This is a genomic window from Rhizobium sp. USDA 4016 (genome assembly GCF_056279705.1).
In genome coordinates, this window is record NZ_JBWCCY010000002.1 from 1,951,849 (window position 1) to 1,978,320 (window position 26,472).

Sequence of the window (26,472 nt, forward strand, 5' to 3'; positions counted from 1 at the left end):
GTCGGTCAGGCCCAGGCATCTAACGGAGAACAACCATGGAAGAGTATATCGGGCTTGACGTGTCGTTGAAAGAGACAGCTATTTCCATTCGGCGCGGTGGCAAAAGGATCTGGCGCGGTAAATGCAAATCCGACCCGGACAGCATCATAACATTGCTCCATAAGCATGCGCCTGATGCGAGGCGGGTCATCTTTGAAACTGGTCCGCTATCGATATGGTTTTATCATGCGCTGACCGATGCAGGGGTTCCGGCGATTTGCATCGACGCTCGGCATGCCAAGGCGGCGCTCGACATGGCTGCGAACAAAACAGATGCGAACGACGCCGATGGCCTCGCGCATCTTGCCGAGGTCGGCTTCTACCGCGAAGTCCGGGTCAAAGGGTACGACAGCATGCTCACCCGGACGCTCGTGGCGGCACGAATGCGGTTGGTGACGATCTGCACAGAGCTGTCAAATCAGATCCGAGGCTTGATGAAGACGTTTGGCTTGGTCATTCCAAGTGGCAAGGGTGCCACCTTCGGAAACAACGTTCGAATTCTCCTTGACGGCCACCAGTCTCTTTCGCGGATCATTCTCCCACTCTTGAAGGCCTGGTATGGCACGCGCGAACAGGCGGCCGAACTCAGTAGGCAGTTGATCGCGATCGCGCGGGCGAGCCAATCGTGCCGGCTACTCATGTCGGTTCCCGGTGTTGGGGTTGTCACTGCAACTTCGTTCGTGACTGCCATTGAAGATCCGGAGAACTTCAAGAAGTCACGATCCGTAGGAGCCTGGCTGGGACTAACGACACGCCGCTATCAATCAGGCGAGGTCGACTATGACGGTCATATCTCGCGTCGCGGAGACGCCCATTTGCGCGGTCTCCTGTTCGAAGCTGCAACTGTTATCCTCACGCGCAGCAGTGCCGATAGCGGCCTGCGCTCTTGGGGGTTAAAGCTAAGGGAAAGGCTGGGTTTCAAACGTGCCGCGGTCGCGGTTGCGCGCAGATTGTCTGTCACTATGCACGCGATGCTCAAGACTGGTCAGCTTTTTGATCGAGCAGCTGGAATGGATCCGGCCAACGGCTAGCTGGTCCGAAGACTGCCTGGTTTGATCCGAATACTTTCCGCCAGCGTCCTGATGGACCGGCGTCAGAACGTCCCTGCCGGGACGTAGGCACGGTGATTCCGCCTGTTGGGGTGCACTCGCAAGTAACCTGCGAATTGCGTCGTCCACATTGGAACACTCGACCTGCGAAGCCCCATCATGCGGCGACCGTGTGTCGACCGCGAAGACGACCCTGCTTCCGGCAAACGCTCACTAGACGCCGAAAATCATATACTTGGCGCCCACATCGCTCGCACTCCAGCACTGACCACAGTGCCGGCCGGACTGATCTTTGAAAAAAACGCTTGCAAAATGCCGTGCGATTAGACGACGCCATCAGATCAACGCGGGGAACGTACGCATCATCGACAGGGAAAAGCTCAAGAAAATTGCCGGTGGCTGCTACGGCCTGCCCGAGGCGGAGTACGAGCGGCTGATAGGCATTCCAATGAGCGTGGCGCACCGGGCTGTTCGCATCGCTTGATCGCATCTGCAAACTGAACTGCAAAGAACGGCCGGCATCATGGCAGGGTTCAACATTCCGCTCGGAAATGTCTCGACCCCGAAGGACAGCGTCGCTCATCAGTACGCGCGCGTCATTGAGCGCCTCATGCCTGGCATCTTCTAGCGTAGGGAGATCAGCGCTCAGTCCTTTTGTGCTCGAAAACGTCGCGTTGGGTAAGCGCGGGGAGCCGTTGTACCAAGATCCTGGGCCGCGTGAAGCTCTGGATCAGTCAAGCTGGCCCTGAGGCTGGCTTTCAACGCTGCTGACCAACAGCCGGTCCGGCAGCGCCGTGGCTGGCTTGATGGATCCGGTATGTCCGAAAACGCACAATGCCTTTTAGCCGTTCGTCCTTTCTGCCATAGTTTTTCCTGGCCCCGACGAGGTTGTATTCGGACGACTGTTTTGCTTCATGGGAGGGCGTCATGGTTCTCTTTGAACTCCTCTCCTTCACGGACGAAGAGGTCGATCTCATCACCTCCGCCCTGCGCCGGTGGTCGCAAAAAAATCGCGTTGAAATCCACAGCGAGCGCGGCCAGGACGCGGTCAAGCGCGCCATCGAGCTTGTTAGCTGTGGCATCAAGTCGTCGGATACATTGGTCGAGAGGCTCAACCATGATTGCGCGCCACCGCCCGGTGGCCATCCTTCGTCTCTCGCGGGCGACGAAAACAGAACCGGCTGACTACTATTCCAGTTCGAAACCTTCGGCCACGCGTGGCGTGATGTGCCAGGCCGCAAGTGGCTTTCGCTAGATCGTGCTGCTTCTGTGAGGGCTATTGCTTGCGGCGCCTGGTTGTGAACTCAACGCTTCACGTCCTCCCATAACGTCGTGTAAGGCCGCTATCCATTGGGGATCGCACGAGGCGAACGACACGAAGGCAAAAAAGCCATACCTAGTCTCGGAGGGGAGCGTCGTCTTTGCGCGGGGGGCCGACTCAATGATGTCCTCATCCTCTGTCCTTTTCCTCTGTTTCGGTCTTCATTCGCATGTAGTGTCGCCAGCCGCCGAGTTCGGTAATCTCGTGCGCACCATCGACGGCATAGGCTTCGCAGATAAATCCTGAGACGCTGGAGCCATCATCGAGAACAAGCTTGCCGATGCCGAGCGGTCCGGGGATATTCTGCACGAAGCGACCAAAGGCTTCCGGAGGCAGCGCCCAGACTTCGACTTCGAGGCCTTTTCCCTGATACCCAGGTTGGCGCACCAGGCCGGGTTTTGGCGGGGCTGTATTCGGAAGGACAAATAGCCGGTAGTCACCTGCAGTCCGGCAAGTTTTGACAAGGCGCCCACCTCCTCCCGTGAGCTCGGAATTGAGCGGCATGCCAGTCAGATGTGCCCCGACGACAGCGATCGGCACCGAGCGATCATCGGCCTGCGGCACGTGGCTTACCTCGGGGATGACGGCCGCGCGGTCCTTACCCATCCCCATGTTCAAGGTCCGGTGCATGGCGTCGGCTAAAGGGGCGAGAGCGTCGTCGGTAAAGGCCGGGCCGATCAGCGTCACACCGGCCGGCAGGTGGCCGTCCGCATCAAATCCGGCTGGGACGGCGATCGCCGCGCAATCGAGCAGGTTGACGAAGTTGGTGTACCGGCCGAAATGACCGTTTTTGACAATCGGATCCGCCATCATCTGCTCGACCGTATAAGTAGTCGGCGAGGTCGGCAGCATCAAAATATCCGCCTTTTGCCATTCCTGCCTGGTCTTCTGCCGGAGCGCTTCGAGCTTGTATCTGCCCTCGAAGGCGGCAACGGCATCATAGGCTTTCGCACCCTCGATGATAGTGCGCACCGTCGGATCAAAATCACCGGCATTCGTCGCGAGAAAATCCTTCACCGCGGCCAGCCGTTCGGCGATCCAGGGGCCGTTATACAGCAATTCGGCCGCCTGCCGGAACGGGGCATAATCGAAAGGAACGATGGTGGCACCGAGAGCACGCGCCCTTTCGATGGCCGCATCATAGAGGCCTTCGACATCCTTGTTGCTGAAGAATTCCCGTTCGGCTCCGTCGAGCACGCCGATTCTCAGGCCGGAGGCGGGCAGGCTGGCGGGAACTGCCTTGCGTGAGAAGGGGTCGGCGGCGTCATAACCCTCCATCACTTTGCGGATCGCAACGCCGTCGCCGACCGTCGCGGCAAAGACGGTGACGACATCGACGCTGCGGCAGGCGGGAACCACGCCGACATTCGGCACGAGCCCCGGCGTCGGCTTGATGCCGACCAGGTTGTTGAAGGCTGCCGGCACGCGGCCGGAACCGGCCGTATCGGTGCCGAGCGCGAAGCTCGCCAGGCCCGAAGCAACGGCTACGGCCGACCCGGAACTCGAGCCGCCCGACACATAATTTCTGTCGAAGACCGAGCGCGGCGCGCCGTGGGGAGACCGCGTGCCGTTGAGGCCGGTGGCGAACTGGTCGAGATTGGTCTTGCCGATCACCAACGCGCCGGCGGTTGTCAGCCGCGCCACCACCGTCGCGTCCTGCTCGGGGCGATAAGCAAAGGCCGGGCAGGCCGCCGTCGTCGGCAAGCCGGCAACATCGATATTGTCCTTGACCGCGAAGGGGATGCCCCAGAGCGGGAGACTGTTTGGCTCGGGAGCGCGTGCCATCAGATCCCTGGCAGCGGCGCGTAAATCATCGTCGGGGGTCTGTGTGATGAAGATCGCCGGATCATCGGCAGCTCTGCTTCGGGCGATCACCTGCTCGACGAGATCAAGGGGCGAAAGTCCGGCTGCATAGGCGGATTGGAGCGAAGCGAGATCGAGAATGGTAGGGAGCATCAGATTTCCTCCAGCACGACGAGGACATCGCCGGCTTTCACGTTGCGGCCGGGGCGTGCGCGCAGATCGCGGACGCGACCTGGGGCATGGGCGGTCACATTAATTTCCATCTTCATGGATTCGATAATGGCGAGCGTCTGACCGGCGGCGATCGGCTGGCCTTCCTCGACGAGGATCTTCCAGACGTTTCCGGGTACGGCGCTTTCGACGCCAAAGCAGCCATCGGGTATTTCGCCCCCAAGCCCACTGCCGCTGCCCTCGTCGACGACGAAGCTGTCGAGGCCAAGATCCTTCCAGCGCTTGCGTTCGGCCTCGAACGCCGATTGCTGATTGGCCTTAAAGGCGCCAATCGCCTGTGCATTGGCTGAAAGCTCCGCTTCATAGGCCGCATAGCTGAATTCGGTTTCCTCGATGCGGACTGGATAACCGCCATAAGGGAAGGCGGCGCGCGCCTCGGTCAGTTCCTCGTGGCTCACGGGGAAGAAGCGGATCTGGTCAAAAAAATCGAGCAGCCAAGGCTTGTCCTTGGAAAAGAACGGCGTCTGGCGCCAAGTGTTCCAGACCTGGATCGTACGGCCGAACAACTGATAGCCGCCGGGACCTTCCATGCCGTAGATGCACATATAGGCGCCCCCGATGCCGACGGCGTTTTCCGGCGTCCAGGTTCTGGCGGGATTGTATTTTGTCGTCACCAGCCGATGCCGGGGATCCACCGGTGTGGCAACCGGAGCGCCGAGATAGACGTCGCCGAGCCCGAGTACGAGATAACTGGCGTCGAAGACGACCTTGCGCACCGCCTGTTCGTCGGCCAGGCCGTTGATGCGTCGGATGAACTCGATATTCGAGGGGCACCAGGGCGCATTCGGCCGGACGAGTTCCTGATACTTGCGCATCGCAAGTTCGGCATCTGAATCGTTCCAGGAGAGCGGCAGATGCACGATCCGGCTTGGCACCTTCACCGCCTGCGCCGGCGGCAGGGAAGCTTCGATCTCGGCGAGCAGGCCAAGAAGGCGTGTACGGGTGAGGCCGCTTCCGCCATAATGGATCTGCAGCGATCGTATGCCGGGGGTAAGATCGATAAGCCCGGTGAGCTTCGCCTCCTTGATCGCCTGCATCAAAAGATGGACACGCAAGCGGAGCGCAATGTCGAGCTGCATTGGCCCATATTCGACCAGCAGGTTGTCGTCTCCCTGCCGGCGATAGATCACGGGGACCGGCCCCGTCTCGTTCCGTCCGACGATCGGGCAGCCGGCGGCATCGCCGATGCGCTTGACCATCGGCCCGGCGATCGGGTCTCCGGTGCGTTTCACCGCGTGGAAGCGGATCTTGTCGCCCGGTTTGAATTGGCCCATCTTCCATTGTTCGTCGCGCGCAATCACCGCCGGGCAAACGAAACCGCCGAGACTTGGGCCGTCGGGGCCGAGGATGATCGGCATGTCGCCGGTGAAGTCGATTGCGCCGACGGCATAGGCATTGTCATGCAGGTTCGACGGGTGGAGCCCCGCCTCGCCGCCATCGGCGCGGGCCCACGTCGGCGCCGGACCGATCAGCCGCACGCCGGTGCGGGCACTGTTGAAATGGACTTCGTATTCCGTCGAAAACAGCGTTTCGATGTCTTCCTTCAAAAAGAAATCGGGAGCGCCATGCGGGCCGTAGAGGACGCCGACCTCCCAGGCGCGCGTGAGCTCGGCTGGGTCGTTGGCCGGCTTCGATGTCGGCTGCGGCGTGCGGGCAAGCCGCAGCACATGTCCGGCGCGAAGCGTGCCGGTCGCATGGCCGCCGAACTGTCCCAGGCCGAAGGTTGCTCGTGAACCGAGCACTACTGGTGCTGCAAATCCGCCGGCGACGGCGAGATACGAGCGCTGGCCGGCGCCAGCAATCGTCCCGATCGCAAGCGTCTGGTGCGCCTTGACGAGGATCGCCGCTCCCTGCGGAATCGACGTACCGTCGAGGGTCATCGGCATGTGCGCGCCGGCAAGTGCGATCCTGACATCCGAGAGGAATTTGAGCACTGGGCCGGATACGGTGAGTTCGAGAGCTACCGCCTCGTCTGCATTTCCGACCAGCCGGTTGGCATGGCGGAAGGATCGCTCGTCCATCGGCCCGCATGGCGGTACCCCGACGTGCCAGAGACCCAGCCGCCCGGGCAATTCCTGTAAGCTCGACTGGGCGCCTGGCGCGATCACCTCGACGACTTCGGGCACGAAGGCGAAATCATTGAGCGCCGTCGTCGCCACATCACCACTTAACAGGAGCTGCGAAGCCGCAATCGCCCTCAGATAATCGAGATTGGTCTCGATTCCGGAAATCGCACTTTCCTTAAGAGCCTTGCCGAGTGCCGCGATTGCGGCGGGGCGATCTTCGGCCTTCACGATCACCTTGGCAAGCATGGGATCGTAATAGGGGCTGACCTCGGTGCCGGTCTCGATCCATCCATCGACACGCACGTTTTTCGGAAAGACGACCTCGGTCAGCAGTCCAGCGCTTGGCCTGAACTCCGCATGCGGCATTTCGGCATAGATGCGCGCTTCGATGGCCGCGCCGCTGGGTATAAGGGCCGCGTTACCGGCCAGCATATCCTCCCCAGCCGCCTGGCGGATCATCCATTCGACGAGATCGATGCCGAAGACGGCCTCGGTCACCGGATGTTCGACCTGCAGGCGCGTATTGACCTCGAGGAAGTAGAATTCCTGACGCGCAGGATCGTAGATGAATTCGACCGTTCCCGCCGAGCGGTAGCCGGCGGAGGCGCCGAGCGCGACGGCCGCGGCATGCAGCCGCGTGCGAACCACATCCGGCAATCCCGGCGCCGGTGTCTCCTCGATCACCTTCTGGTTCCTGCGCTGTAACGAGCAGTCGCGATCGCCAAGCGCGATCACTCGGCCATTGCCATCGCCGAAGATCTGCACTTCAACATGGCGGGCCTTGGCGACAAAACGCTCGAGATAGACGCGCGCATCACCGAAGCTTGCGCGCGCAGTGCGCTGCACGCTCTCGAAGGCCGCCGTCAGGTGTTCGGGGTCATCGCAGAGTCGCATGCCGATGCCGCCCCCGCCGGCGGTCGATTTCAACATCAGCGGATATCCGATGTCGGCTGCGGCCGTGAGCGCGGCTTCGCTCGTCTCCAGGAGGCCGCTGCCGGGAAGTAGCGGCACCCCGCAGGCTTGCGCCAGTTCGCGGGCGGTGTGCTTGAGCCCGAAAGCCGCGATATTGCCGGGCGTCGGGCCAATGAAGGCGATGCCTACCTTTGCCAGTCGCTCGGCGAAGTCGATATTCTCCGAAAGGAAGCCGTAGCCGGGATGGACGGCCTCGGCACCTGTTGCCATGCAGGCCGCGATGACGGCCTCGACGTCGAGGTAGCTTTCGGCCGCCGGCGCCGGGCCGAGCCTTACCGCCTGGTCTGCCATCAACACCGCCTTGGAAAAGCGGTCGACATCCGAAAAAACGGCGACCGATGCAATACCCATGCGCTGCAACGTCTTGATGATCCGGACAGCGATCTCGCCCCGGTTTGCGATCAGAACCTTCTTGAACATGTCAGATCTCGCTGTCCCAGACCAGCACCCGGATCGGGGTAGGATCGAAACCGTTGCAGGGATTGTTGATCTGCGGGCAATTGGAAATGACGAGCAAAACATCCATCTCCGCTTTCAGTTCCACATAGTCACCCGGCGCGGAGATCCCGTCGACGATCGTCATCTCGCCGCTTGGCTCGATCGGGACGTTCATGAAGAAATTGATGTTGGGGACGACATCGCGCTTGCTCATGCCGTGCTTGGAGACTTCAAGAACGAAATTGTCCCGGCAGGCATGGAGATATTTGGTGCCGTGGCCGAAGCGTACCGTATTGCTCTCGCAGGAGCAGGCACCAGCGGACGTATCGTGGCGCCCGCAACTGTCGGCGGTCATTGTCAGCATCACCCGGCCCTCATTGGAGATGATCCTCGTGCCGGTCGAAATATAGGCCGCACCCTGTTCGCGCATCGTATCCTGGTTGGAGTAGCGCTCGGAAAAGTCCTCGGCATTGTAGAACAGCGTGTCGATCGCCTGTTGGCCGTATGTGTCCTCGATACGGATGGTCTGGCCCTTCCGGACCACCGCCGAAAATGGTGCCTCAGCCGGGATGTAATGGTCCTGTGCGGCGTTTTCGAGCGTGCGGCCCGGCGCTGTCTGAATGAAATCGGTCATGGTCATGTTTCCCTCACACGGCTGCCCGCGCGTTGTTTTCAAAGCCGCGAACAGCCTCGGCGGTCGCAGTCCGGCAAAGGTCGCCGCTCGGGGGCTCGGTCGCCGCGATACGCGTGACGGTCACCGGGTTGGGTCGATAGACCGTGTCCGGATTGAGCGTATGGGGGCAGTTGGAAAAGCCGACGATCATATCCATCTCGGCGCGCAACTCGACATAATCGCCTTCGTGCAGAAGTTCCGGCTTCCACAAAAATGCCCCGTTCCGGTCGACGCGGACCGGAGCAAAGAGTGCAAGGGCCGGCGGAATGTCGCGTTTATCGAGCCCGGCTTTGGTTGCAAGGAGGATCAGGTTGTCACGGGTGTTGCGTGTCCCCTCTCCGTATTTTGCCGCGTTCGACGTGAATGTGGAACCGCCCATCAGCCCGTCGTGGGCGCCGGACGAGTCTTCCGTCACCGAAAACATCACCCGCCCCATGTCAGAGAAAATCACACGGCCTTTCCCCAGAGCAGTTGTCCACTGCACCTTCACTGTATCGGGCAGGTTCAACCGCTCGCTGGTGTCGGCGGTACTCCAAGCGATGAGGGAAATGGTCGAGAATCCGCTATCGAGGCTGACACGGAATGCCTCGTGCTTCTTGATATGGGTCGACCAATACCAGCCGCCCGGGATTACCTCGCGGTGGATGATCTTGTCGGGCGCGATCCCGGGCGCCGGCAATGGGCTTGCACCGGGCAGTGCCTTGGGTGCAAATTCGAGCCCCTTCTTCTGATGCTCCTCGTAACGCGCGCGGTTGGCAGTGATTTCTTCCGGCGAACGTCTGACGCGTGTCATGGCTGGGTTTCTCCTGACGAAGCCAGGTCGTCCCGGCAATGCCCCTGGTAAGCGACCAGGCCGTCCCGGTCGGGGCTGAAGATCGAAGGCGCTCCGGCATGGCGTGGCGGCCAGATTGAGATGTCCTTAGTGATGGTCGCGCCGTGTCGATCGCGGCGCCGCTCGAAGGCGACCACGCGGCTTGCAAGCGTGAAAGCCTCGCGCATGTCATGGGTAACCATGACGACGGTCATCTGCGTTTCGTGCCAGAGCCGTTTCATCAGTATGTGGATCTCGGCGCGGATACCCGGGTCGAGCGCGCCGAATGGCTCGTCAAGCAACATTACCTTGGGCTTCATGATTAGCGCCTGGGCAAGGGCCAGCCGTTGCTGCATGCCCCCGGAAAGCTGTGCCGGATATTTGTCCTCCGCCCCGGCCAGGCCGACTTCGCCGATCAATTGCTGCGCCTCGGCAATCGCATTGCGCCGCGCCGCTCCGAAGAGCTTCGCCATGTAGCGCGCGCCGGAAAGTTCCTTGCCGAGCAGCACATTGCCGAGCACGGTTAGATGCGGAAAGACAGAATAGCGCTGGAAGACGACACCCCGATCGGGGCCGGGCTGCGCCGGAAGAAGCTCGCCATCGAGCAAAATCCGGCCCCTGGTCGGCTGTTCCTGACCGAGCAGCATACGCAGGAACGTCGACTTGCCGCAGCCGGAAGGCCCGACAAGTGCGACGAAGGCGCGCGAGGGGACGCTCAGCGACACGTTCTCGAGCACGATCTGGTTGCCATATTCCTTCCAGAGATTTTCGATCCTGAGTTCGCTCATCCCTGCTTCTCCAGTTCGGACCAGGGGAAGACGGCGACGCGGATGCGATCAAGGACGTAGTTCGTCAAGACGGCGAGGAGCGTGATCCAGACGACATAGGGAAAGATCACGTCCATCGCCAGATAGCGGCGGACGAGGAAGATGCGGTAGCCGAGGCCGGATTCCGAGGAAATCGCTTCGGCCGCGATCAGGAAGAGCCAGGCGGGCCCCAACTGCAGCTTGAGGCAGATGATCAGCCGCGGCAGGATCTGCGGCAGAACCACGCGCAAGGCGATCTGCCACGAGGAGCCGCCAAGCGTCTCGGCCTTGACGACCTGCTCGCGCGGCAAGTCCAGCGCCTTCAGCGCCAGGTCGCGGATCATCGTCGGCGCGACGCCAATCACGATAAGAGCGATCTTGGATGTCTCGCCGAGACCCATCACGATAAAGAGGATCGGAAGCAGCGCCAGCGGCGGCACCATAGAGACGGCAGTGATGAAGGGAGCGAGGAGCGCCCGCAGATACGGAAGCATGCCGATCAGCATTCCGATCAGCAGCGCTGTCGCTGTGGAGATGCCGAGGCCTGCGAAAAGCCGGATCAGGCTCGCCCAGGTATCCGACCAGAACAGGTATTCGCCGGTACGCTGATCCGCGATGAAGGCCATGCGTTCGATCGCCTGGGCGAAGCCGGAGAGAGTGGGCAGCAGCTTGTCGTTGGCATTCTCGGACAGGCGCGCCGCCGAGCCGAAGGCATAGGCTACGATCAGCAGCACGAAGGGTATCAGCATCAGGGCAAATTGCGCGCCCCGACTTGGCTTGATATTGATCCAGCGCATGAGGAAAGCTCCGCTGATGAAGGAATGACACGGCGCAGTTTTCCCGCGCCGCCGGTCGAACTTCAGAGCGTCCCGTCAGCGGCCGCCTTCATGTAGGTCTCGGTGAAGCGCAGCTTGACGTTGCCGCTGTCTCCGAGGATTTTGCCGTCCGGCATTTCGATCCCGATGACATCCGCCGACGGCGCACCGTTGCCGAGCAGGCCCTTCTCGAAGAGGAAGTTGCGCACCAGATCCATCGTCTTGGGAAGACTCTGGGACACGGTGAAGGCGACGGCGTCAGCGGGCTTGGCGAAGAGCTTGGTCGCAGCGATCTGCGCCTCAAAACCTGTAAGGTCGGTGCCGGAGGCCGACCCCATCGTCTCGCGGGCCGCCTTGCCGTCCGGCGTATCCGCCTCCATCAGCGCCGCGGTCTCATACCAGATGCCTGCCAGCGCCTTGCCGAAGTTCGGATTGTCCTTGAGCACATCAGTATTGGCGACCATCAGGTCGATGATTTCGCCAGGAACCTGCGAACTGTCGAATACCTTCTTGGCCGAAGGATCCTCAAGGATGCTGGAGACCAGCGGATTCCAGGTGACGACGGAGGTGACGTCGGGCGTCTTATAGGCGGCGACCATGTCGGCGTCGGACGTATTGACGACCTTCACGTCGCGCTCTGTCAGCTTGATGCTTTCGAGCGCGCGAGCAAGCAGGTAATGCGAGACGGAATACTCGACCAGATTGACATTCTGGCCCTTGATATCGGCAAGGCTCGTCTTGTCCTTGAGAATTACGGCGTCATTGCCATTCGAGAAGTCGCCGACGATCACGGCGGTCGTATCGACGCCGCCGGCGGCCGGAATGGAAAGGCCATCCATGTTGGTGAGCGTCACGGCGTCGAAGGTACCGGCCGTATACTGGTTCATCGACTCGACGTAGTCGTTGAACTGGGTCACGTCGATCTTGATGCCGTATTTATCGGCCCATTTCTTGACGATGCCGTGATCGGCAGCATAGCCCCAGGGCATCCAGCCCACATAGATCGACCATGCAACCTTGAACTCGGTCTTTTGGGCAGCCTCGACGGTGGGGCCGAGGCCCAGAATGAAGTAGGCAGTCAAGGCGGTGATGGAAAGAAGCTTCGAAAAAGTCTGCATTGAAATTCCCCTTTTGCTTTTTTCAAAAAGGGATTGGCAAAGACCATCGCGCCGCCAATCCCTTGGCTTACGAGGTCTCCCGGGCTTTTGTCCCGCCGTGCATCCGGCAGGATTTCTCTCCCACCGACGGCAGCTCTCGGACCAGCACGCTTGTCAAGCGCCGGAACCCTAGCCACCAACTCAGTATTGTCAAAGCAAGACGCGTGCCAGTTACTGCTAAATTGATTCTATAAAGGTTTTTCTATTGTCTCGGCTTTCTCACAGCGGCACCGAGCGGCAACTGCTCATTATTTAGGCGCAGCTGTCACAATGTGGAAGACGGCATTTCAAGAACGGCGGCGACAATTTTTAGCACTCTCGAGCCTGGAGTGCCAATTTTTGTCTGAACGCTCTTGAACCTGAAAACTCCGCAACCAAATCAATTCCGTCAGCCGCCCGTACGGGGCTGATGTTGGAGACGCGAGTTTCCATGCGTCTCCATTCCATGTTGCTTTACGGAGGATATGGCTATGAGAAACGAATTCGACTTCGCCCCGCTTTACCGGTCCAGCATCGGCTTTGACCGCGTCTTCAATCTCCTCAACAATGCGCAGCGATTTCAAGCTGTCGATACCTGGCCGCCTTACGATATCGTCAAGGCAGGCGAGGACGAGTACCGCATAACCATGGCAGTTGCAGGTTTCGCCGAGGAAGATCTGTCGGTCACACATGAGCGAAACGTGCTCGTTATTGCCGGTGCGAAGCCCGACAAGGAGGATATGCAATATCTGCATCACGGCATCGCCGGCCGATCATTCGAACGACGCTTCGAGCTTGCCGACCACGTCAAGGTGCTTGGTGCGAGCCTGAAGAACGGCCTTCTGTCGGTCGAGCTGAAACGCGAGATCCCCGAAGAGATGAAGCCGCGGCGCATTGCTATCGGAACGAATGAGGCCAAGCAGGCCAAAGAGGAGACTGGGCCGCTACAGATCGAAGGCGAAAAGCAGGTGGCTTGATCGAACATGACGACGACCCGCGCCGGGCTTTTACCCGGCGCGGCATTGCCGCGGTTGGATGCGATGCGTGTCCTATTGGCTGCCAGCAGCGACACAATGTGCTGGCACAGCCGCAGTCATGAAGTGCCGAACGTGAGGGAGGTGATTGAAATGACCCTATCGTCAGGAGAAGTAAGGGCCATCATCGGCCCGGTTGACGAGGTCTTGCTTGCAGACATTCTGGCGACAGGAGCTTCGGCAAAGGAACTGGCGGAAGCCTGGGCCTGGGTGAATGCTGAAGAAGCTCTGGCCGATGAAGGCCGTCCGTTGCCGACGGGAAGAATTGCGCGGCTTGTTGATCTGCTGGATCCCGGCCAGGAGAACGAACTATAAAGCGCCGCTTGCCGTTTCTTTGCGTGACTGATCGGCGGCAAAGGGCAGTGCCTACCGATAGAGGCGCGCAGCCTTGTGTGACGCGAGCCGCAGGACGCGACAGCCAGCGCGGCTGAGGCGCGCTTTGATGACCACCCTTTCATAAGTGCACCTGGGCGCTATGCTCTATGCCAAGATACCAAGCTTAGGGCCTTTCATGACGGACCAACATCAAAGCGACTTTCGGGAGCGAATGACGATCCTCGGCGAACTTGACGCCGCCTCCTTCCTTCCTTGGATCCGACGCCATGCCGCTAAGCTCGGGCTTGCGCAGGCGATCGCCCATACCAGTTCCGATCGGGTCGAGCTCGACATCACCGGGCCCGTGGAGCTGATCGACATGATGGAGATCGGATGTTTGCTCGGGCCCATCGATGTCTGGGTCGAGACGATACACCGCACACCAATCGACAGGGGAGCCGGCTGACGTCGCGATCGATCTTTTTTGGCTGCATGCGCATTGTATGCCTTATATTTAATCAATATTGCCAATGCGAAAAAATTATGCAAACGTGACCACACTGATTGGCGGACCGCCGACGCTTAGCGGATTCACCAACCAGGCCATTGATTTTATATAGAAAGCCGAGCGATGCTGTCTGACACGACGGGCTCTTGGACGCCAGTCGCCCTGTCCGCGGATTTGCCAGCGGGAACCGTTATTCCGGCACGGACGCCAGCCGGGCCGATTGCTCTTTGGCGAAGTCAGTCAGGGCGCGTGGCAGCATCGGCAGACCGGTGTCCGCATCGCGGCATGCGCTTGTCTCACGGCTTCGTGCGTGGCGAGGCACTTTCGTGCATCTATCACGGCTGGAGCTACACCCGGACCGGAACCTGCCTGCGCATCCCGGCCCATCCAGGCCTCACGCCGCCCGAAACGATCCGCTTGGAGACGCAACAGGTCGAAGAGTCTGACGGCGTCATCTGGGTTGCCGCAGAGCAACTTATAGCTGGGCCCCCGCGGCTTGAAGGCCTTGTTCCATTGCGCTCCCTGGTGGCAGATGCCGGTACTGAGGCGGTCGAGGCTGCTGCGAACGGAAAGGCAGGCCCGGAAGGCCTTGTCTGGCATGCGCAGAATAGCCAGACGATCCGGCTGTTGCTCGTCCCGCAAGACAACGGCCAGACATTGATTCATATCCTGCTGGACAATGATAGCTGCCTGGCCGCGCGCATTGCCGCGTCACGGGCATCCGAAACTTTGCGGCGGATGGCCGAGGAGCTTCAGACGAAAGGGAAAGCGTCATGAGGCAAAACGCGATGATCGACGAGTGGTATCCCGTCGGTCTCTTCAGCCAGCTCGACATCGATGGGCGCAAGACCGCCCTGATGGGAGAGCCTATCGAAGTGGCGCTTGACGCCCACGGAAACATCAACGTGAAATCCGGCGACGGGCGCTTTCTCCCCGTTTGCCTCCGCTACGGCCACATCTGGTCCTCTCTCGGCAAACCTCGAACGGATCTTTTTCCGATCCCCGAGGCCGATCAGCCCGGCCGCCGGTTTGTCGATGTGGGTGTCGCTCGCGTGCGCTGCTCGCCGCTGCGCGCAGTGGAGAACTTTCTCGACATAGCGCACTTTCCCTTTGTGCACACCGACATCTTAGGCGCGGAGCCACACACCGAGGTTCAGGACTACAAGGTCGAAATCCGCGAAGAAGTAGATGAGGTCTGGGCCACGCAGGTCAAATTCTACCAACCTCAGGCTGCCAAGTCGGCAAGCGGCGGCCTCACGACCGAATACATGTACCGCGTGCCGGCGCCGACCTGCTCCGTCCTTTACAAGACCTGTCCGCCCCGCCCTGGTGAATGGGATGTCATCGCCCTCTTCGTCCAACCCCTCGCCGAAGACCTGTGCGACGTCTGGCCGTGGATGGCGCTCTTCGACGATGTCACGCCGATGACCGACCTCATTCACTTTCAGCAGACGATCTTCCTGCAGGACCGGTCCATTCTCGAAAACCAGATCCCCAGGCTCCTGCCCCTCGATCCCGGAATGGAAATCCCCACCAGAGCCGACCTGACTTCGATCGCTTACAGACGCTGGCTGAAACGCCACCACTACACCTATGGGGCACAATTGGTGGCGCAATGAAGCTCTATGATTACGTTCTCTCACCCAGTTGCTACAAAGTTCGGCTGATGGCGGCACTGGCCGGCGTGAAGCTGGAAATCCGGCCAGTAGATTTTCATCCCGGCGCCGAGCATCGCAGCCTCGAGCTCATGGCGCTTAATCCGGCGGGCTCGATCCCGATCTTGGAAGATGGGTATCTGATCCTGACCGAATCCGCCGCCATGCTTACCTACCTCGCCGCCAAGACGGCGCCAAAGTGGCTGGGCAGCGGCACGCCGGAAGAAACAGCGCGCGTCCAGCAATGGCTTTCGTTCTCACACCGGCTGACCGCCAACCTCGGAGGCGCGCGCCTTCATGAAATGCTTCTGGGGCCGGGGGACATCGCCTCGCTTCAAGCACAAGGGATTGCTGCGCTTCGCGAACTGGAAGCGAACCTGGTCGAACAGGGCTTGCGGGGATTTCAGTTCCTCGCGTCGAACCGCCCGACAATTGCTGATATCGCTTGCTTTCCCTACGTGGCGCTCGCCGCCGGATGGCGGCATCCCGCTCGACCCCTATCCCGCCATCAGGCTCTGGTCGCGTGCAATCCGCAGCCTCGATAATTTTGTCGAGATGCCTGGCATCCATAGGCTGCACGAGTTAACGCCCGAACCCTACGCAGAACCGGGCGAGGTGTGACGTGGCCGGTTATCTCCTAACGAACTGTGCTGCCGTCATCGCCAACGATGGCGAGGGGCTGCGTGTCTGCCGGAACGTGGACCTGCTGACAAACGGTCCTTCGATCGAAGCGATCGGCGAAAACCTCTACAAGGGAGAGCTGCCGGCCGGGACCATCACCCAAGACGCGACGGGCTGGTTCGTTTATCCGGGGCTCGTCAATACCCACCACCACTTCTTCCAGTGCTTCGTGCGCAACCGGGCGGATCTCGATTGGACGAAGCTGACGGTCATTGAATGGCTTGATCGCATCTATCCAATCTTCTCGCGCCTGACCGAGGAATGCTTTTACCATGCCTCTGTCACCGCCATGGCGGAGATGATCAAGCACGGCTGCACGACGGCCTTCGACCACCAGTACTGCTTCCCGCGCCGCGCTGGCAAGCAACTGATAGACCGTCAGTTCGAGGCAGCCGACCTGCTGGGCATGCGCTTTCATGCGGGCCGCGGCGGCAACACGCTGCCGAAGTCCGAAGGCTCGACCATCCCGGACGCCATGCTGGAGACGACGGACGAATTCATCGCCGATTGTACGCGCCTGATCGACACTTACCACGATACAAGCCCCTTCAGCATGCGGCAGGTCGTGGTCGCGCCCTGTCAGCCGGTCAACTGCTATAGAGAGACCTTCGTCGAGGCGGCAGCGCTGGCGCGCGACCGCAGCGTGCAACTCCATACCCATGTCGGCGAAGGCGAAAGCCCCGTCATCGAGGCTCGGCACGGCATGAGGACGGTGGATTACTGCGCAGAAATTGGATTTGCCGGTCCCGATACCTTTTATGCCCATTGCTGGGAACTCACCCATGACGAACTGCGCATGATGGCGGCAAGCGGCACCGGTGTCTCCCATTGCCCCGAGCCGGTCTATCTGGTCGGCGCCGAGGTCACCGATATTCCGGCCATGTCGGCCTTCGGTCTCCGCGTCGGTCTCGGCTGCGATGGAGCCGCCTCGAACGACAATTCAAACCTGATGCACTGCTTGCACTCCGCCTACATGCTGCAGTGCCTGACAGCCTCGACACGCGCCCATCCCGTCCCGCCTCCGGTCGATTTTCTCGGCTATGCGACGACCGGCGGGGCGGCCCTCCTCGGCCGCGGGGATATCGGCCGGCTTGCTGCCGGGATGGCCGCCGACCTCTTTGCAATCGACACCCGGCGCATGGACTATATCGGCACGCGGCATGACCCGCTGAGCCTGATTGCCAAAGTAGGCATCGGAATGCCTACCGACATGACCATGATCAATGGACGCATCGTCTGGGCCAAGGGCGAGTTCATCGGGCTCGACGAAATGCGGCTGTTCGCCGAAGCCGAGGCCGCTCTCGCGACAATGGAATTCTAAAAACGAAACAGGGGAACTGACATGCTGAAAAACCTCACCCGCAGAACATTGATAAAGGCTGTTGCCGCCTCCGGCCTCGCAAGCGTGCTTGGCGGCCGGTCCTCCATGGCAGCCGACGAGCCGCTCGGTATTTCTCTCGTGATCCCCTCGCCGGTCGGTGACGTCGGCTGGGGACATGCCCTTGCCGCCGGCCTCGAACCCGTCAAGGCTGCGTACGGCGACAAGGTAAAGGTCACGGTCATCGAGAACATCCCGGAAGGTCCGGATGCCGACCGCATCATGAACAAGACGGTCGCCGACGGAAACAAATTCCTGATCGCCGGCTCTTTCGGCTATCAGAACGGCGCCCTGCAGATCGCCCGCCGGAATCCGGCGGTCACCGTGCTGCATGCCTCGGGCTTCCAGGTAGCACCGAATTTCTCGCCCTTCGCAGCCAAGTATTTTCAGGGAACCTACCTGCTCGGCATGGCTGCCGCTGCGCTCTCCAAGACCGGTAAGTTAGGCTCAGTATCCGCCTTTGCCATCCCGGAACTGATCACGTCCATCAATGCCTTCACGCTCGGTGCCCAGTCGGTGAAACCGGATATCGAGGTGTCGGTCGTGTGGGTGAACTCGTGGTTCGATCCGGCCAAGGAGCAGGAAGCTGCGAAGGCGCTGATGGCGCAGAAGTGCGATGTGATCTTTTCCAATGCGCAGGACACGCCGTCGGTCATCTCTGCCTGCGAGGAAGCCGGCGTTTACGCGTTCAACCTCAACTCGTCGATGAAGAAGTACGCGCCTAAGACCTATCTCGGCTGTGTCGCAACCGACTGGTCGCCGTTCTTCAAGGCCTCGGTGGACGCTCATATCGCCGGCACGTTCAAGGGCGGCAATGCCTTCCTCGGCGTCGCTGAAAAGGTCGTCGAGGTTGTCGACTGGAATCCGGATATCCCGGCCGACGCCATGGCCAAGATCAAGGAGATCGAGGCGAAGATCGCCAGCGGCAGCTTCACTCCCTTCACAGGGCCGATCACCAAGGCCGATGGCAGCGAAGCGGCGCCCTCCGGTGCAACGCTCACCGATGGCGAGGTCGTCGCCATGAATTGGCACGTCAAGGGCGTCGCTACGCCTCTGCCGAAGTGAGCCATGACCGTTCCGCTCCTGTCGCTGCGCGGCATTTCCAAGAGCTACGGCCAGAACCGGGCCAATCAAGCCATCGACCTGGACGTGGCCCCGCAGTCGATCCATGCAATCCTCGGAGAAAACGGGGCGGGTAAATCGACGCTGATGAAGCTGATCTATGGCGTCGAGCAACCGGACAGCGGAACCGTCATCTGGGAAGGAGAACCTTTGAGCCTCGCATCCCCTGCAGAGGCGAGGCGCAAGGGTATCGGCATGGTCTTTCAGCACTTCTCGCTGTTCGAGACCCTGACGGTGGTGGAGAACACGCAACTGGTCGTTCCGGGCCGGAAAGCCGATCTCGCTGAGCGCATCCGGAAGATCGGGCGCGACTTCAGGCTCGAAGTCGATCCCCTCGCCCATGTGCACACGCTTTCCGTCGGCGAGCGGCAGCGGGTGGAGATCATCCGCTGTCTGCTGACAAACCCGAAGCTGCTGATCCTCGACGAGCCGACCTCCGTCCTGCCGCCGCAATCGGTGGAGAGACTCTTCGAGACATTGCGTCGCCTGCGCGACGGTGGCGTCTCCATTCTCTTCATCTCGCATAAACTGGAGGAAATCCGCGCGATCTGCGACAGGGCGACCATTCTGCGCGGCGGGCGCGTTACCGGGCATGTCGATCCGCGAAAACACGATGCTCATGACCTGGCCCGCATGATGATCGGCCGCGACATGCCGGAGCCAATGCCGGCGTTGCCCATTTCTGGCGGGGAAAAGCGGCTTGAAATCATAGGCCTCGACTATCGACCGGATGACCCCTTTGCCGTGCCGCTCTGCACTTTGAGCCTCACGGTTCGTTCGGGCGAAATCCTCGGCATAGCCGGAATTTCCGGCAACGGGCAAAGCGAGCTTGCCTCGCTCATTTCCGGCGAAGTGGTCCTGCCAGGAGAACAGCGCGAGCGGATCTACATGATGGGAAAGGACGTGGGCACGCTCGATGCGGCTGCACGCCGGCAGCTTGGATTTGCCTTCGTTCCCGAAGACCGGCTTGGGCGTGGCGCCATACCCGAAATGTCCCTCACCCAAAATAGCCTGCTGACCGCTCATCCGCTCAACCTTCTCAGATACGGTCTCGTTGACGAAGCGAAGGCGATGGCATTCACCGATGAGTGCATCCGCCAGTATGATGTCCGCACGCCCGGCCAAGAGGTGGAAGCCGGCTCGCTCTCTGGCGGTAATCTGCAGAAGTTCATCGTGGGCCGAGAGATCATGCTGTCTCCGAAACTACTGTTCATCGCACAGCCGACATGGGGCGTCGACATCGGCGCTGCATCGGCCATCCGCAGGCGGCTTGTCGGGCTGCGTAACGAAGGCATGGCGATCCTCATCATTTCAGAGGAGCTCGAAGAGCTTTTCGAACTCTGCGATATCATTCAGGTGTTGCACCACGGCACGCTGAGCCCGGCTCTCGTCACACGGGACACGCGGCCGGAGGACATCGGCCGATATATGATCGGTGCACATTCTTCGCAGGAGAAGGCTCTGGCATGAGGGCTTTATTGGCAGCTATCCTTCCCACCCTTGTCCGTCGGGAGCGCGCCTCGCTGACCGCCACCTTGCTTGCACCTCCCGTTGCTCTGGGGGTGGCTACCACTCTCAATCTCGGACTTTACGTGTTGATGGGCCGCGATCCGGTCGCTGTCTTCTACGCGATGCTTCTCGAACCCTTCCTCTCTTGGGCGTCGTTCTCCGAAGTCATGCTGAAGACGGGCCCCCTTCTCCTCATCGCGCAGGGCCTGGCGATCGGCTTTCGCGCCAAGGTCTTTAACATCGGTGCCGAGGGCCAGTTCATTCTTGGTGCGATCTTCGCCTCGGCCATCCCCGTATGGTTCCCGCAGGCGACGGGTCAATGGATCTGGCCACTGATGCTGTTCCTTGGCGCACTCGGTGGTGCTTCATGGGCGTCGCTTACCGCCTTCTGGCGCGTCAGGCTCAACGCGAACGAGATCCTCGTTTCCCTGATGCTGAGCCTCGTTGCTGCGCAGTTGCTCAACTACCTGCTGCTTGGTCCCTGGAAGGATCCCAACGGGTTTAACTTTCCTCAATCTGTGATGTTCCAGTATGACGCGATGGTGCCGATCTTGATCTCCGGCACCCGCATCAACGTTTCCCTGCTCCTGACGATCGTCTTGTCGATGGTGGCATGGATCTTCATGCAGAAGAGCTTCACCGGCTATAAGCTCCAGGTCGGCGGCCTCGCGCCGCGTGCCGCCGGCTACGCCGGTTTTAACGAAGGGTGGGCGATCTGGCTTTCCCTTCTCATCGGCGGATGCGCCGCAGGGCTTGCTGGCGCAGCCGAGGTTGCCGGTCCCCTCGGCCAGTTGCAGCGCTCGATTTCGACGGGTTATGGCTATGCGGCTATTATCGTCGCCTATCTCGGCGGTCTGCATCCAATCGGGATCGTGGTCTCTGCGCTGTTCATGGCGGCGCTCTACATCGGGGGGGACAATGCCATGGTGTCGGCAAACTTGCCGATTGCCGCGGTCCGCGTATTTCAAGGTAGTCTCCTCGTCGCCTATCTCATCGCCGTCGCCTTCGTGCGGTACCGTCTCGAATGGCGCCTTTCCGCCTATCGGAGCCAGCCATGAACGCCATCGAGTTCATTCTTGCCGGGATGCTCGCAGCTGCGACACCGTTCCTCCTTGCAGCTCTCGGCGAGCTGGTGGTCGAGCGAGCCGGGGTTCTCAACCTCGGCGCCGAGGGTTTGATGGCGTTCGGTGCGGTGCTCGCCTTCATTATCGTCTATCATGGTGGGGGCCATCTTTTGGGTTTCGTCGCCGCCGGTCTCGGCAGCGCCGCGCTTTCAATCGTATTTGCCGTCATCGCGGTCGGACTTCGGGCAAACCAAGTAGCGACAGGTCTAGCGATCGGCATTCTCGGTCAAGGCCTCTCGGCGCTCTTCGGCAAGACCTATGAAAGCCTCACGGTTAAGGGGCTTCCAAAGTTTGCCTTTCCATGGCTTTCCGATATCCCAGTCATTGGCAACCTTTTCATCCAAGACGCCGTCGTCTGGCTTTCCCTTGCCGCAACATTCGCCATCTGGGCGATGTTTGCCTATACGAAGGCCGGCCTTGTCGTCCGGGCGATCGGCGAGAGCCCCAAAGCCGCCCATGCTGTCGGGTATTCAGTCATCGCCGTCCGCTTCGCCGCCATCGCATTCGGCGGAACGATGGCAGGGTTTGCCGGCGCCTACGCGTCGGTCGTCTACACACCGCTTTGGGCCGATGGGATGATCGCCGGTCGTGGCTGGATCGCAATCGCGCTCGTCGTCTTCGGGACGTGGCTCACCGGTCGGATCTTTTTGGGGGCGTGCCTCTTCGGAGCCGTGTCACTGACGGGTCTCGCAGCCCAGGCGGCCGGACTGGACGTCCCATCACAACTGCTTGCGAGCCTGCCCTATCTCGTCACGATTATCGTGCTGGGCATCATTTCGGCAGACCGCCGCCTGCTTAAGCTGAATGGCGTCGCCTCGCTCGGCGAGCCTTTCGAACGCTAGCATAACGCCAAGCGGCTTTTGAAAATTCAGGTGTGAAGAGAGTTCGACCATGAACCTGCGTTGCGGCGCAACCGCCCATTGGCCGAAGGCGCGCGTTCGAACCGCATTTTCTCTTCGGATTGTGGTCGAGCACCTGCGTCCGAAAAATTATTCCGAGCGCCACCTGGGCAAGCCTTAGACTGTACTCTTGGCACCTCTCGCAAAAAGGCATCGGCATTGGCGCAAATTGATGCTTTTCGCATGCACGCAGGTTCCCTACTCAATAGTGGAAGGCCAAGGAAGGATGCGGCAATGGCGATGCCATTTTACTGGAACGAGCTCAATACCTCTGACTTCGCGGCGCTTTCTTGCGACACGACCATAGCCATCCTGCCGATCGCGTCGACAGAACAGCATGGGCCGCATCTGCCAATCGCCACCGATGTCGCAATCGCACACGGAATGCTTGCGGAGTTGCGTAAGGAGCGGCCCGAAGACCTTGACATACTGGTCCTGCCGACGCAGGAGATCGGCAAGGCGAACGAACATATCTATGGCCCGGGCACGCTCTCGCTTGGAGCCGAACTTTTGATCCCGGTCTGGACTGCGATTGGCGCAAAGGTCGCGGAAGCTGGTATCCGCAAAATGGTAATCGTCAACTCGCATGGCGGCAATGTCGACATCATGAGCATCGTTGCGCGCGAATTGCGCGTCCGTCACCAGATGGCCGTGCTGTCGACGCAGTGGGGCCGGTTCGGACATCCGGAAGGCATGATCAGCGAACACGAAGCAAAATATGGTATTCACGGCGGCGAGGTGGAGACCTCCCTGATGCTGCGTTTCCGGCCGGACCTGGTGCGCATGGACAAGGCGCAGAATTTTGCCTCGAAAGCCGAATGGATGCGGGAACGGTCGAACTATATTCAGCCTTTACCCCCGCATTCGTTGGCGTGGATTGCGCATGATCTCAATCCCAACGGCGTCGTCGGCGACGCCTCCCGCGGCACGGCGGAAAAGGGCGCAGCCATCTGCCGCCATCAAGTGAAGGGCTTCATCGAGATGCTCTATGATTTGAAGCTCTATCCTCTTTCAAATCTCTACACGAAGTAAGGTCAACTGGCAGCCGGCTTGTCGGGCGCGATGTGCCCCTTGACCTGAAGTTCCCGTACAAGGCCGGCAAGCTCTGCCAGCAGGTATTCCACGAACAGGCTCGTTGCGGCGTCCAGCGGCGCACGCACACGGGCAAACAACTTCATCGGCTGCTGGCGCGCATGTGGCTCGGCGACCGGACGGAAAACCAGTTCGCCCTTTCGGCACTCGGTGATCACGTCGAGCGGATTGAGCATCGATAACCCTGCCCCGCATTTCACCAGCTTCTTCAGCATCTCCGAAGCATTGGTCTCAAGCACCGGCTCGACATGAACATCGAGCCGCGCAAGTGCAAGATTGATCACTTCGCGCAGGCTGGTGCCCTGTTGGGCCAGCACCAGTCGCTCCTGCACCACGTCCGTCAGGTTGATCGGGCCTTGACCGATAAGCCGATGGCCGGGTGGCAGGACGACGCCGATCGGGATGTCGAAAGTTCCGAGAGTGCGTATTCCAGGTGTCGCCGGAATATTGAAGCCGAGGCCGATATCCACCTCACCCGACAGCACGGGATTGACCGTCATCGTGCCGGCATCATTTCTGATCTGAAAGAAAACACGCGGATGTTCCAACTGAAAGCGGCTGATGATTTCCGCCAGCGGCCCAGCGGCAAGCCCGACCGTCGTTACCAGACGCACCTTGCCCGCCTGCTGCATCCTGAGACTGCGGATGCGGCCCTCCAAACGATCGTAATTCTTCAGAACCTCGCGAATGTGTTCTATGCACAGTTCGCCGGCCGCAGTCAGCCTGAGGCCGCGCGGCAGGCGCTCGAAGAGCGGAGCGCCCATTTCCGCTTCCAGCGCCAGGATCTGCCGGTTGATGGCAGAGGAAGCAACGTTCAACCGTGCCGCTGCCTTGCGAATAGAGCCCGACCGCGCAATTTCGTTGATGTAGAGAAGCTTCCTGGAATGCAGCATCGCGCGCCCTCGGTGCATCAAATTTAAGCACGCAGCCCAAATAAGGAACGCGCACCGTTTGAGATGCCAAAAAGGCATCGTTGCGCACGAATTTTGATGCTTTTCAAAGAGCAACGCAATCGCTCAAATAAAGAAAATGGGGTGCCGGTAGGGGCAATCCCTGGCACCATAGGGGAACGCCGAACATGTCCAATGCACTGAAAAATATTGCACTCACCGCATTCCTTGGTATCGGGGGCTCGATCGCCGCGGCCGTGCCGGGCCACGCGCTCGACAAGGTAAGCTATGGCACCAACTGGCTGGCGCAGGCCGAGCATGGTGGCTTCTATCAGGCGGTCGCCGACGGCACCTACGAGAAGTACGGTCTCGACGTCAGCATTGTTCAGGGCGGCCCGAATGCAGCAAACAGCGCGCTGCTGATATCCGGCAAGATCGACTTCTACATGGGCGGCTCACAGGGCGAAATCACCGCCGTCGAGCAAGGCATTCCTTTGGTGGATGTCGCAGCCATCTTCCAGAAAGACCCGCAGGTGCTGATTGCGCATCCTAATGCCGGCATTGAGACGTTCGAGGATCTGGCCAAGCTGAAGACGCTCTTCCTCGGCAAGGACGGTTACCTGACCTACTTCGAGTGGATGAAGTCCAATTACAACGGCTTCAAGGACGAACAGTACAAACCCTACAACTTCAATCCTGGACCGTTCATCGCCGACAAGGAGTCTGCCCAGCAAGGCTACCTGACGTCCGAACCCTACGAAATCCAGAAGCAGACGGGCTGGGAGCCGAAGGTGTTCCTGCTCGCCGACAACGGCTATACCCCATACTCCACGATGATCACAACGACCCAGATGATGATCGACACGAAGCCGGACATCGTCCAGCGCTTCGTCGATGCCTCGATCGAAGGCTGGTACAATTACCTTTACAGTGACAACAGCAAGGCGAATGAACTGATCAAGAATGACAATCCGGAAATGACGGATGGTCAGATCGCCTATTCCATTGCCAAGATGAAGGAATTCGGCATCGTTGAATCCGGCGACGCCATGGACAAGGGCATCGGCTGCATCACCGACGCGCACTACAAGAAGTTCTTCGACGAAATGGTGGCGATCAAGATCTTCAAGGCAGACACGGACTATACCAAGGCCTTTACGACCAAGTTCGTCTGCAAGGGCACCGGCATGTCGCTGAAGAAGTAAGCCACAGGGCTGTGTGAAGAGCTTGCCGCGCCAAGCGTCAAGCTGCATCCTCTTCAAACAAAGAGACCCGCAATGCCCCTAGCCGAAGTCCAGACGGCGCCGCTGACTGAAAAACGCAAACGGCCGCTGGTCGCCATGCAATCCGTTTCGAAGGTTTTCTCCAGCGGAACGGTCGCGCTTTCTGGCATGTCGATCACGGTCGAGACTGGCGAGTTCATCAGCCTGCTCGGCCCGTCGGGTTGCGGCAAGTCGACTGCGCTTCGCATCATCGCCGGCCTTGGTGATATCACGTCCGGCAGCATCGACTGGCCAAGTTCGCGCATCAACGCAAAGGGACTTCCCGAAGGCGATATCGGTTTCGTCTTCCAGGAGCCGACGCTGATGCCGTGGAAGAATGTCTTCGGTAATGTCCATCTGCCACTAAAGCTGCGCGGGGTTTCAAGGGCCGCGGCACGCGATCAGATCATGAGTGCGCTCGCGACCGTCGGCTTGCAGGATTTCGCCGGCGCCTATCCGCGCGAGCTCTCCGGCGGCATGAAGATGCGCGTCTCGATCGCCCGTGCGCTCGTAACCAAGCCGAAACTTCTTTTGATGGACGAGCCCTTCGCGGCACTCGACGAAATCACGCGTCAGAAGCTGAACGACGATGTACTGCGGCTCTGGAAGGAGACGGGCATCACCGTGATCTTCGTCACCCATTCCGTCTTCGAATCCGCCTATCTGTCTAGCCGCATCGTTGTCATGAAGGCGCGCCCCGGCCGGGTTCATGCAGATCTTTCGCTTGTGACGAGCCGGGAGCGCGACGCGCATTATCGCACCTCGGAAGAATACCGGCGCGCCTGCGAAACGGTCTCCCATTCGCTGATCGGGGCAATTAACGCTGCAAAGGAAGATCGTTGA

General features: G+C 60.3%; 24 protein-coding genes, 2 pseudogenes and 1 riboswitch. Of the genes and pseudogenes, 17 read left to right on the forward strand and 9 right to left on the reverse strand.

The window, feature by feature from the left end; genetic code table 11:
• Positions 1-35: 35 nt before the first annotated feature.
• Together ACZ9DP_RS10350 and ACZ9DP_RS10355 are read left to right on the forward strand one after the other, a co-directional pair.
• The gene (locus ACZ9DP_RS10350; protein ID WP_476201541.1) at positions 36-1,070 is read left to right on the forward strand and encodes an IS110 family RNA-guided transposase; all 1,035 of its coding nucleotides are present in this window, start codon (positions 36-38) and stop codon (positions 1,068-1,070) included.
• A 310-nt stretch (positions 1,071-1,380) separates the two neighbouring features.
• On the forward strand, positions 1,381-1,572 hold the full coding sequence (locus ACZ9DP_RS10355) for a hypothetical protein (protein WP_476202292.1): 192 nt from the start codon (positions 1,381-1,383) through the stop codon (positions 1,570-1,572).
• A gap of 33 nt (positions 1,573-1,605) precedes the next feature.
• On the opposite strand, the pseudogene ACZ9DP_RS10360 reads toward ACZ9DP_RS10355, so the two are convergent.
• Positions 1,606-1,737: pseudogene (locus ACZ9DP_RS10360) on the reverse strand (DUF6894 family protein); the annotation flags it as partial.
• 278 nt (positions 1,738-2,015) lie between these two features.
• On the opposite strand from ACZ9DP_RS10360, the gene ACZ9DP_RS10365 reads away from it, so the two are divergent.
• Complete coding sequence (locus ACZ9DP_RS10365) at positions 2,016-2,273, forward strand: hypothetical protein (RefSeq protein WP_074071460.1); 258 nt, start codon at positions 2,016-2,018, stop codon at positions 2,271-2,273.
• A 265-nt stretch (positions 2,274-2,538) separates the two neighbouring features.
• On the opposite strand, the gene atzF is transcribed toward ACZ9DP_RS10365, so the two are convergent.
• From atzF to ACZ9DP_RS10400, 7 genes are all read right to left on the reverse strand, one after another.
• On the reverse strand, positions 2,539-4,365 hold the full coding sequence (gene atzF, locus ACZ9DP_RS10370; RefSeq protein WP_476201543.1) for an allophanate hydrolase: 1,827 nt from the start codon (positions 4,363-4,365) through the stop codon (positions 2,539-2,541).
• Positions 4,365-7,901: an urea carboxylase gene (gene uca / locus ACZ9DP_RS10375; RefSeq protein WP_476201545.1), complete on the reverse strand. Its 3,537-nt coding sequence runs from the start codon at positions 7,899-7,901 to the stop codon at positions 4,365-4,367. The genes atzF and uca overlap by 1 nt, the downstream gene beginning before the upstream one ends.
• A gap of 1 nt (position 7,902) precedes the next feature.
• Complete coding sequence (locus ACZ9DP_RS10380; RefSeq protein ID WP_194731499.1) at positions 7,903-8,553, reverse strand: urea amidolyase associated protein UAAP2; 651 nt, start codon at positions 8,551-8,553, stop codon at positions 7,903-7,905.
• 13 nt (positions 8,554-8,566) lie between these two features.
• Positions 8,567-9,385: an urea amidolyase associated protein UAAP1 gene (locus ACZ9DP_RS10385; RefSeq protein ID WP_074071457.1), complete on the reverse strand. Its 819-nt coding sequence runs from the start codon at positions 9,383-9,385 to the stop codon at positions 8,567-8,569.
• Positions 9,382-10,191, reverse strand: coding sequence for an ABC transporter ATP-binding protein (locus tag ACZ9DP_RS10390; protein WP_476201547.1), 810 nt, complete (start codon positions 10,189-10,191; stop codon positions 9,382-9,384). The genes ACZ9DP_RS10385 and ACZ9DP_RS10390 overlap by 4 nt, the downstream gene beginning before the upstream one ends.
• Positions 10,188-11,006 carry an ABC transporter permease gene (locus tag ACZ9DP_RS10395; RefSeq protein ID WP_476201549.1) on the reverse strand — a complete coding sequence of 273 codons (819 nt, stop codon included), beginning with the start codon at positions 11,004-11,006 and terminating at the stop codon, positions 10,188-10,190. The genes ACZ9DP_RS10390 and ACZ9DP_RS10395 overlap by 4 nt, the downstream gene beginning before the upstream one ends.
• 62 nt (positions 11,007-11,068) lie before the next feature.
• Positions 11,069-12,142, reverse strand: coding sequence for a putative urea ABC transporter substrate-binding protein (locus ACZ9DP_RS10400; protein WP_476201551.1), 1,074 nt, complete (start codon positions 12,140-12,142; stop codon positions 11,069-11,071).
• A gap of 74 nt (positions 12,143-12,216) precedes the next feature.
• A riboswitch (guanidine-I (ykkC/yxkD leader) is annotated at positions 12,217-12,325 on the reverse strand.
• A 326-nt stretch (positions 12,326-12,651) separates the two neighbouring features.
• Between ACZ9DP_RS10400 and ACZ9DP_RS10405 the strand changes: the two genes are divergently transcribed.
• From ACZ9DP_RS10405 to ACZ9DP_RS10460, 12 genes and pseudogenes are all read left to right on the forward strand, one after another.
• On the forward strand, positions 12,652-13,137 hold the full coding sequence (locus ACZ9DP_RS10405; protein ID WP_074071453.1) for an Hsp20 family protein: 486 nt from the start codon (positions 12,652-12,654) through the stop codon (positions 13,135-13,137).
• Between the two features lie 150 nt (positions 13,138-13,287).
• Positions 13,288-13,509 carry a hypothetical protein gene (locus ACZ9DP_RS10410; RefSeq protein WP_074073019.1) on the forward strand — a complete coding sequence of 74 codons (222 nt, stop codon included), beginning with the start codon at positions 13,288-13,290 and terminating at the stop codon, positions 13,507-13,509.
• A 196-nt stretch (positions 13,510-13,705) separates the two neighbouring features.
• Entirely contained in the window at positions 13,706-13,975 is a 270-nt protein-coding gene (locus ACZ9DP_RS10415) for an acylphosphatase (protein ID WP_194731503.1), read from the forward strand.
• A 165-nt stretch (positions 13,976-14,140) separates the two neighbouring features.
• Positions 14,141-14,794, forward strand: a complete 654-nt coding sequence (locus tag ACZ9DP_RS10420; protein WP_476201553.1) for a Rieske 2Fe-2S domain-containing protein — start codon at positions 14,141-14,143, stop codon at positions 14,792-14,794.
• Entirely contained in the window at positions 14,791-15,636 is an 846-nt protein-coding gene (locus ACZ9DP_RS10425; RefSeq protein WP_476201554.1) for an aromatic ring-hydroxylating dioxygenase subunit alpha, read from the forward strand. The genes ACZ9DP_RS10420 and ACZ9DP_RS10425 overlap by 4 nt, the downstream gene beginning before the upstream one ends.
• A pseudogene (locus tag ACZ9DP_RS10430) lies at positions 15,633-16,293 on the forward strand (glutathione S-transferase family protein). Before ACZ9DP_RS10425 ends, ACZ9DP_RS10430 begins: the two are co-directional and overlap by 4 nt.
• A 1-nt stretch (position 16,294) precedes the next feature.
• Complete coding sequence (locus ACZ9DP_RS10435) at positions 16,295-17,674, forward strand: amidohydrolase (RefSeq protein ID WP_476201555.1); 1,380 nt, start codon at positions 16,295-16,297, stop codon at positions 17,672-17,674.
• A gap of 24 nt (positions 17,675-17,698) precedes the next feature.
• The gene (locus tag ACZ9DP_RS10440; RefSeq protein ID WP_239603630.1) at positions 17,699-18,796 is read left to right on the forward strand and encodes a BMP family ABC transporter substrate-binding protein; all 1,098 of its coding nucleotides are present in this window, start codon (positions 17,699-17,701) and stop codon (positions 18,794-18,796) included.
• A 3-nt stretch (positions 18,797-18,799) separates the two neighbouring features.
• On the forward strand, positions 18,800-20,323 hold the full coding sequence (locus ACZ9DP_RS10445) for an ABC transporter ATP-binding protein (RefSeq protein WP_476201557.1): 1,524 nt from the start codon (positions 18,800-18,802) through the stop codon (positions 20,321-20,323).
• A complete protein-coding gene (locus ACZ9DP_RS10450) occupies positions 20,320-21,420 on the forward strand; it encodes an ABC transporter permease (RefSeq protein ID WP_074071446.1) in 1,101 nt (366 codons plus the stop codon). The genes ACZ9DP_RS10445 and ACZ9DP_RS10450 overlap by 4 nt, the downstream gene beginning before the upstream one ends.
• Complete coding sequence (locus ACZ9DP_RS10455) at positions 21,417-22,328, forward strand: ABC transporter permease (RefSeq protein WP_476201559.1); 912 nt, start codon at positions 21,417-21,419, stop codon at positions 22,326-22,328. The genes ACZ9DP_RS10450 and ACZ9DP_RS10455 overlap by 4 nt, the downstream gene beginning before the upstream one ends.
• 291 nt (positions 22,329-22,619) lie before the next feature.
• Positions 22,620-23,417, forward strand: a complete 798-nt coding sequence (locus tag ACZ9DP_RS10460) for a creatininase family protein (RefSeq protein ID WP_074071444.1) — start codon at positions 22,620-22,622, stop codon at positions 23,415-23,417.
• A 2-nt stretch (positions 23,418-23,419) separates the two neighbouring features.
• Here ACZ9DP_RS10460 and ACZ9DP_RS10465 read toward each other — a convergent pair whose 3' ends face one another.
• Positions 23,420-24,370, reverse strand: a complete 951-nt coding sequence (locus tag ACZ9DP_RS10465; protein WP_476201560.1) for a LysR family transcriptional regulator — start codon at positions 24,368-24,370, stop codon at positions 23,420-23,422.
• A gap of 185 nt (positions 24,371-24,555) precedes the next feature.
• On the opposite strand from ACZ9DP_RS10465, the gene ACZ9DP_RS10470 reads away from it, so the two are divergent.
• Complete coding sequence (locus ACZ9DP_RS10470; protein ID WP_074071442.1) at positions 24,556-25,572, forward strand: ABC transporter substrate-binding protein; 1,017 nt, start codon at positions 24,556-24,558, stop codon at positions 25,570-25,572.
• 72 nt (positions 25,573-25,644) lie between these two features.
• Positions 25,645-26,472, forward strand: coding sequence for an ABC transporter ATP-binding protein (locus ACZ9DP_RS10475; RefSeq protein ID WP_476201563.1), 828 nt, complete (start codon positions 25,645-25,647; stop codon positions 26,470-26,472).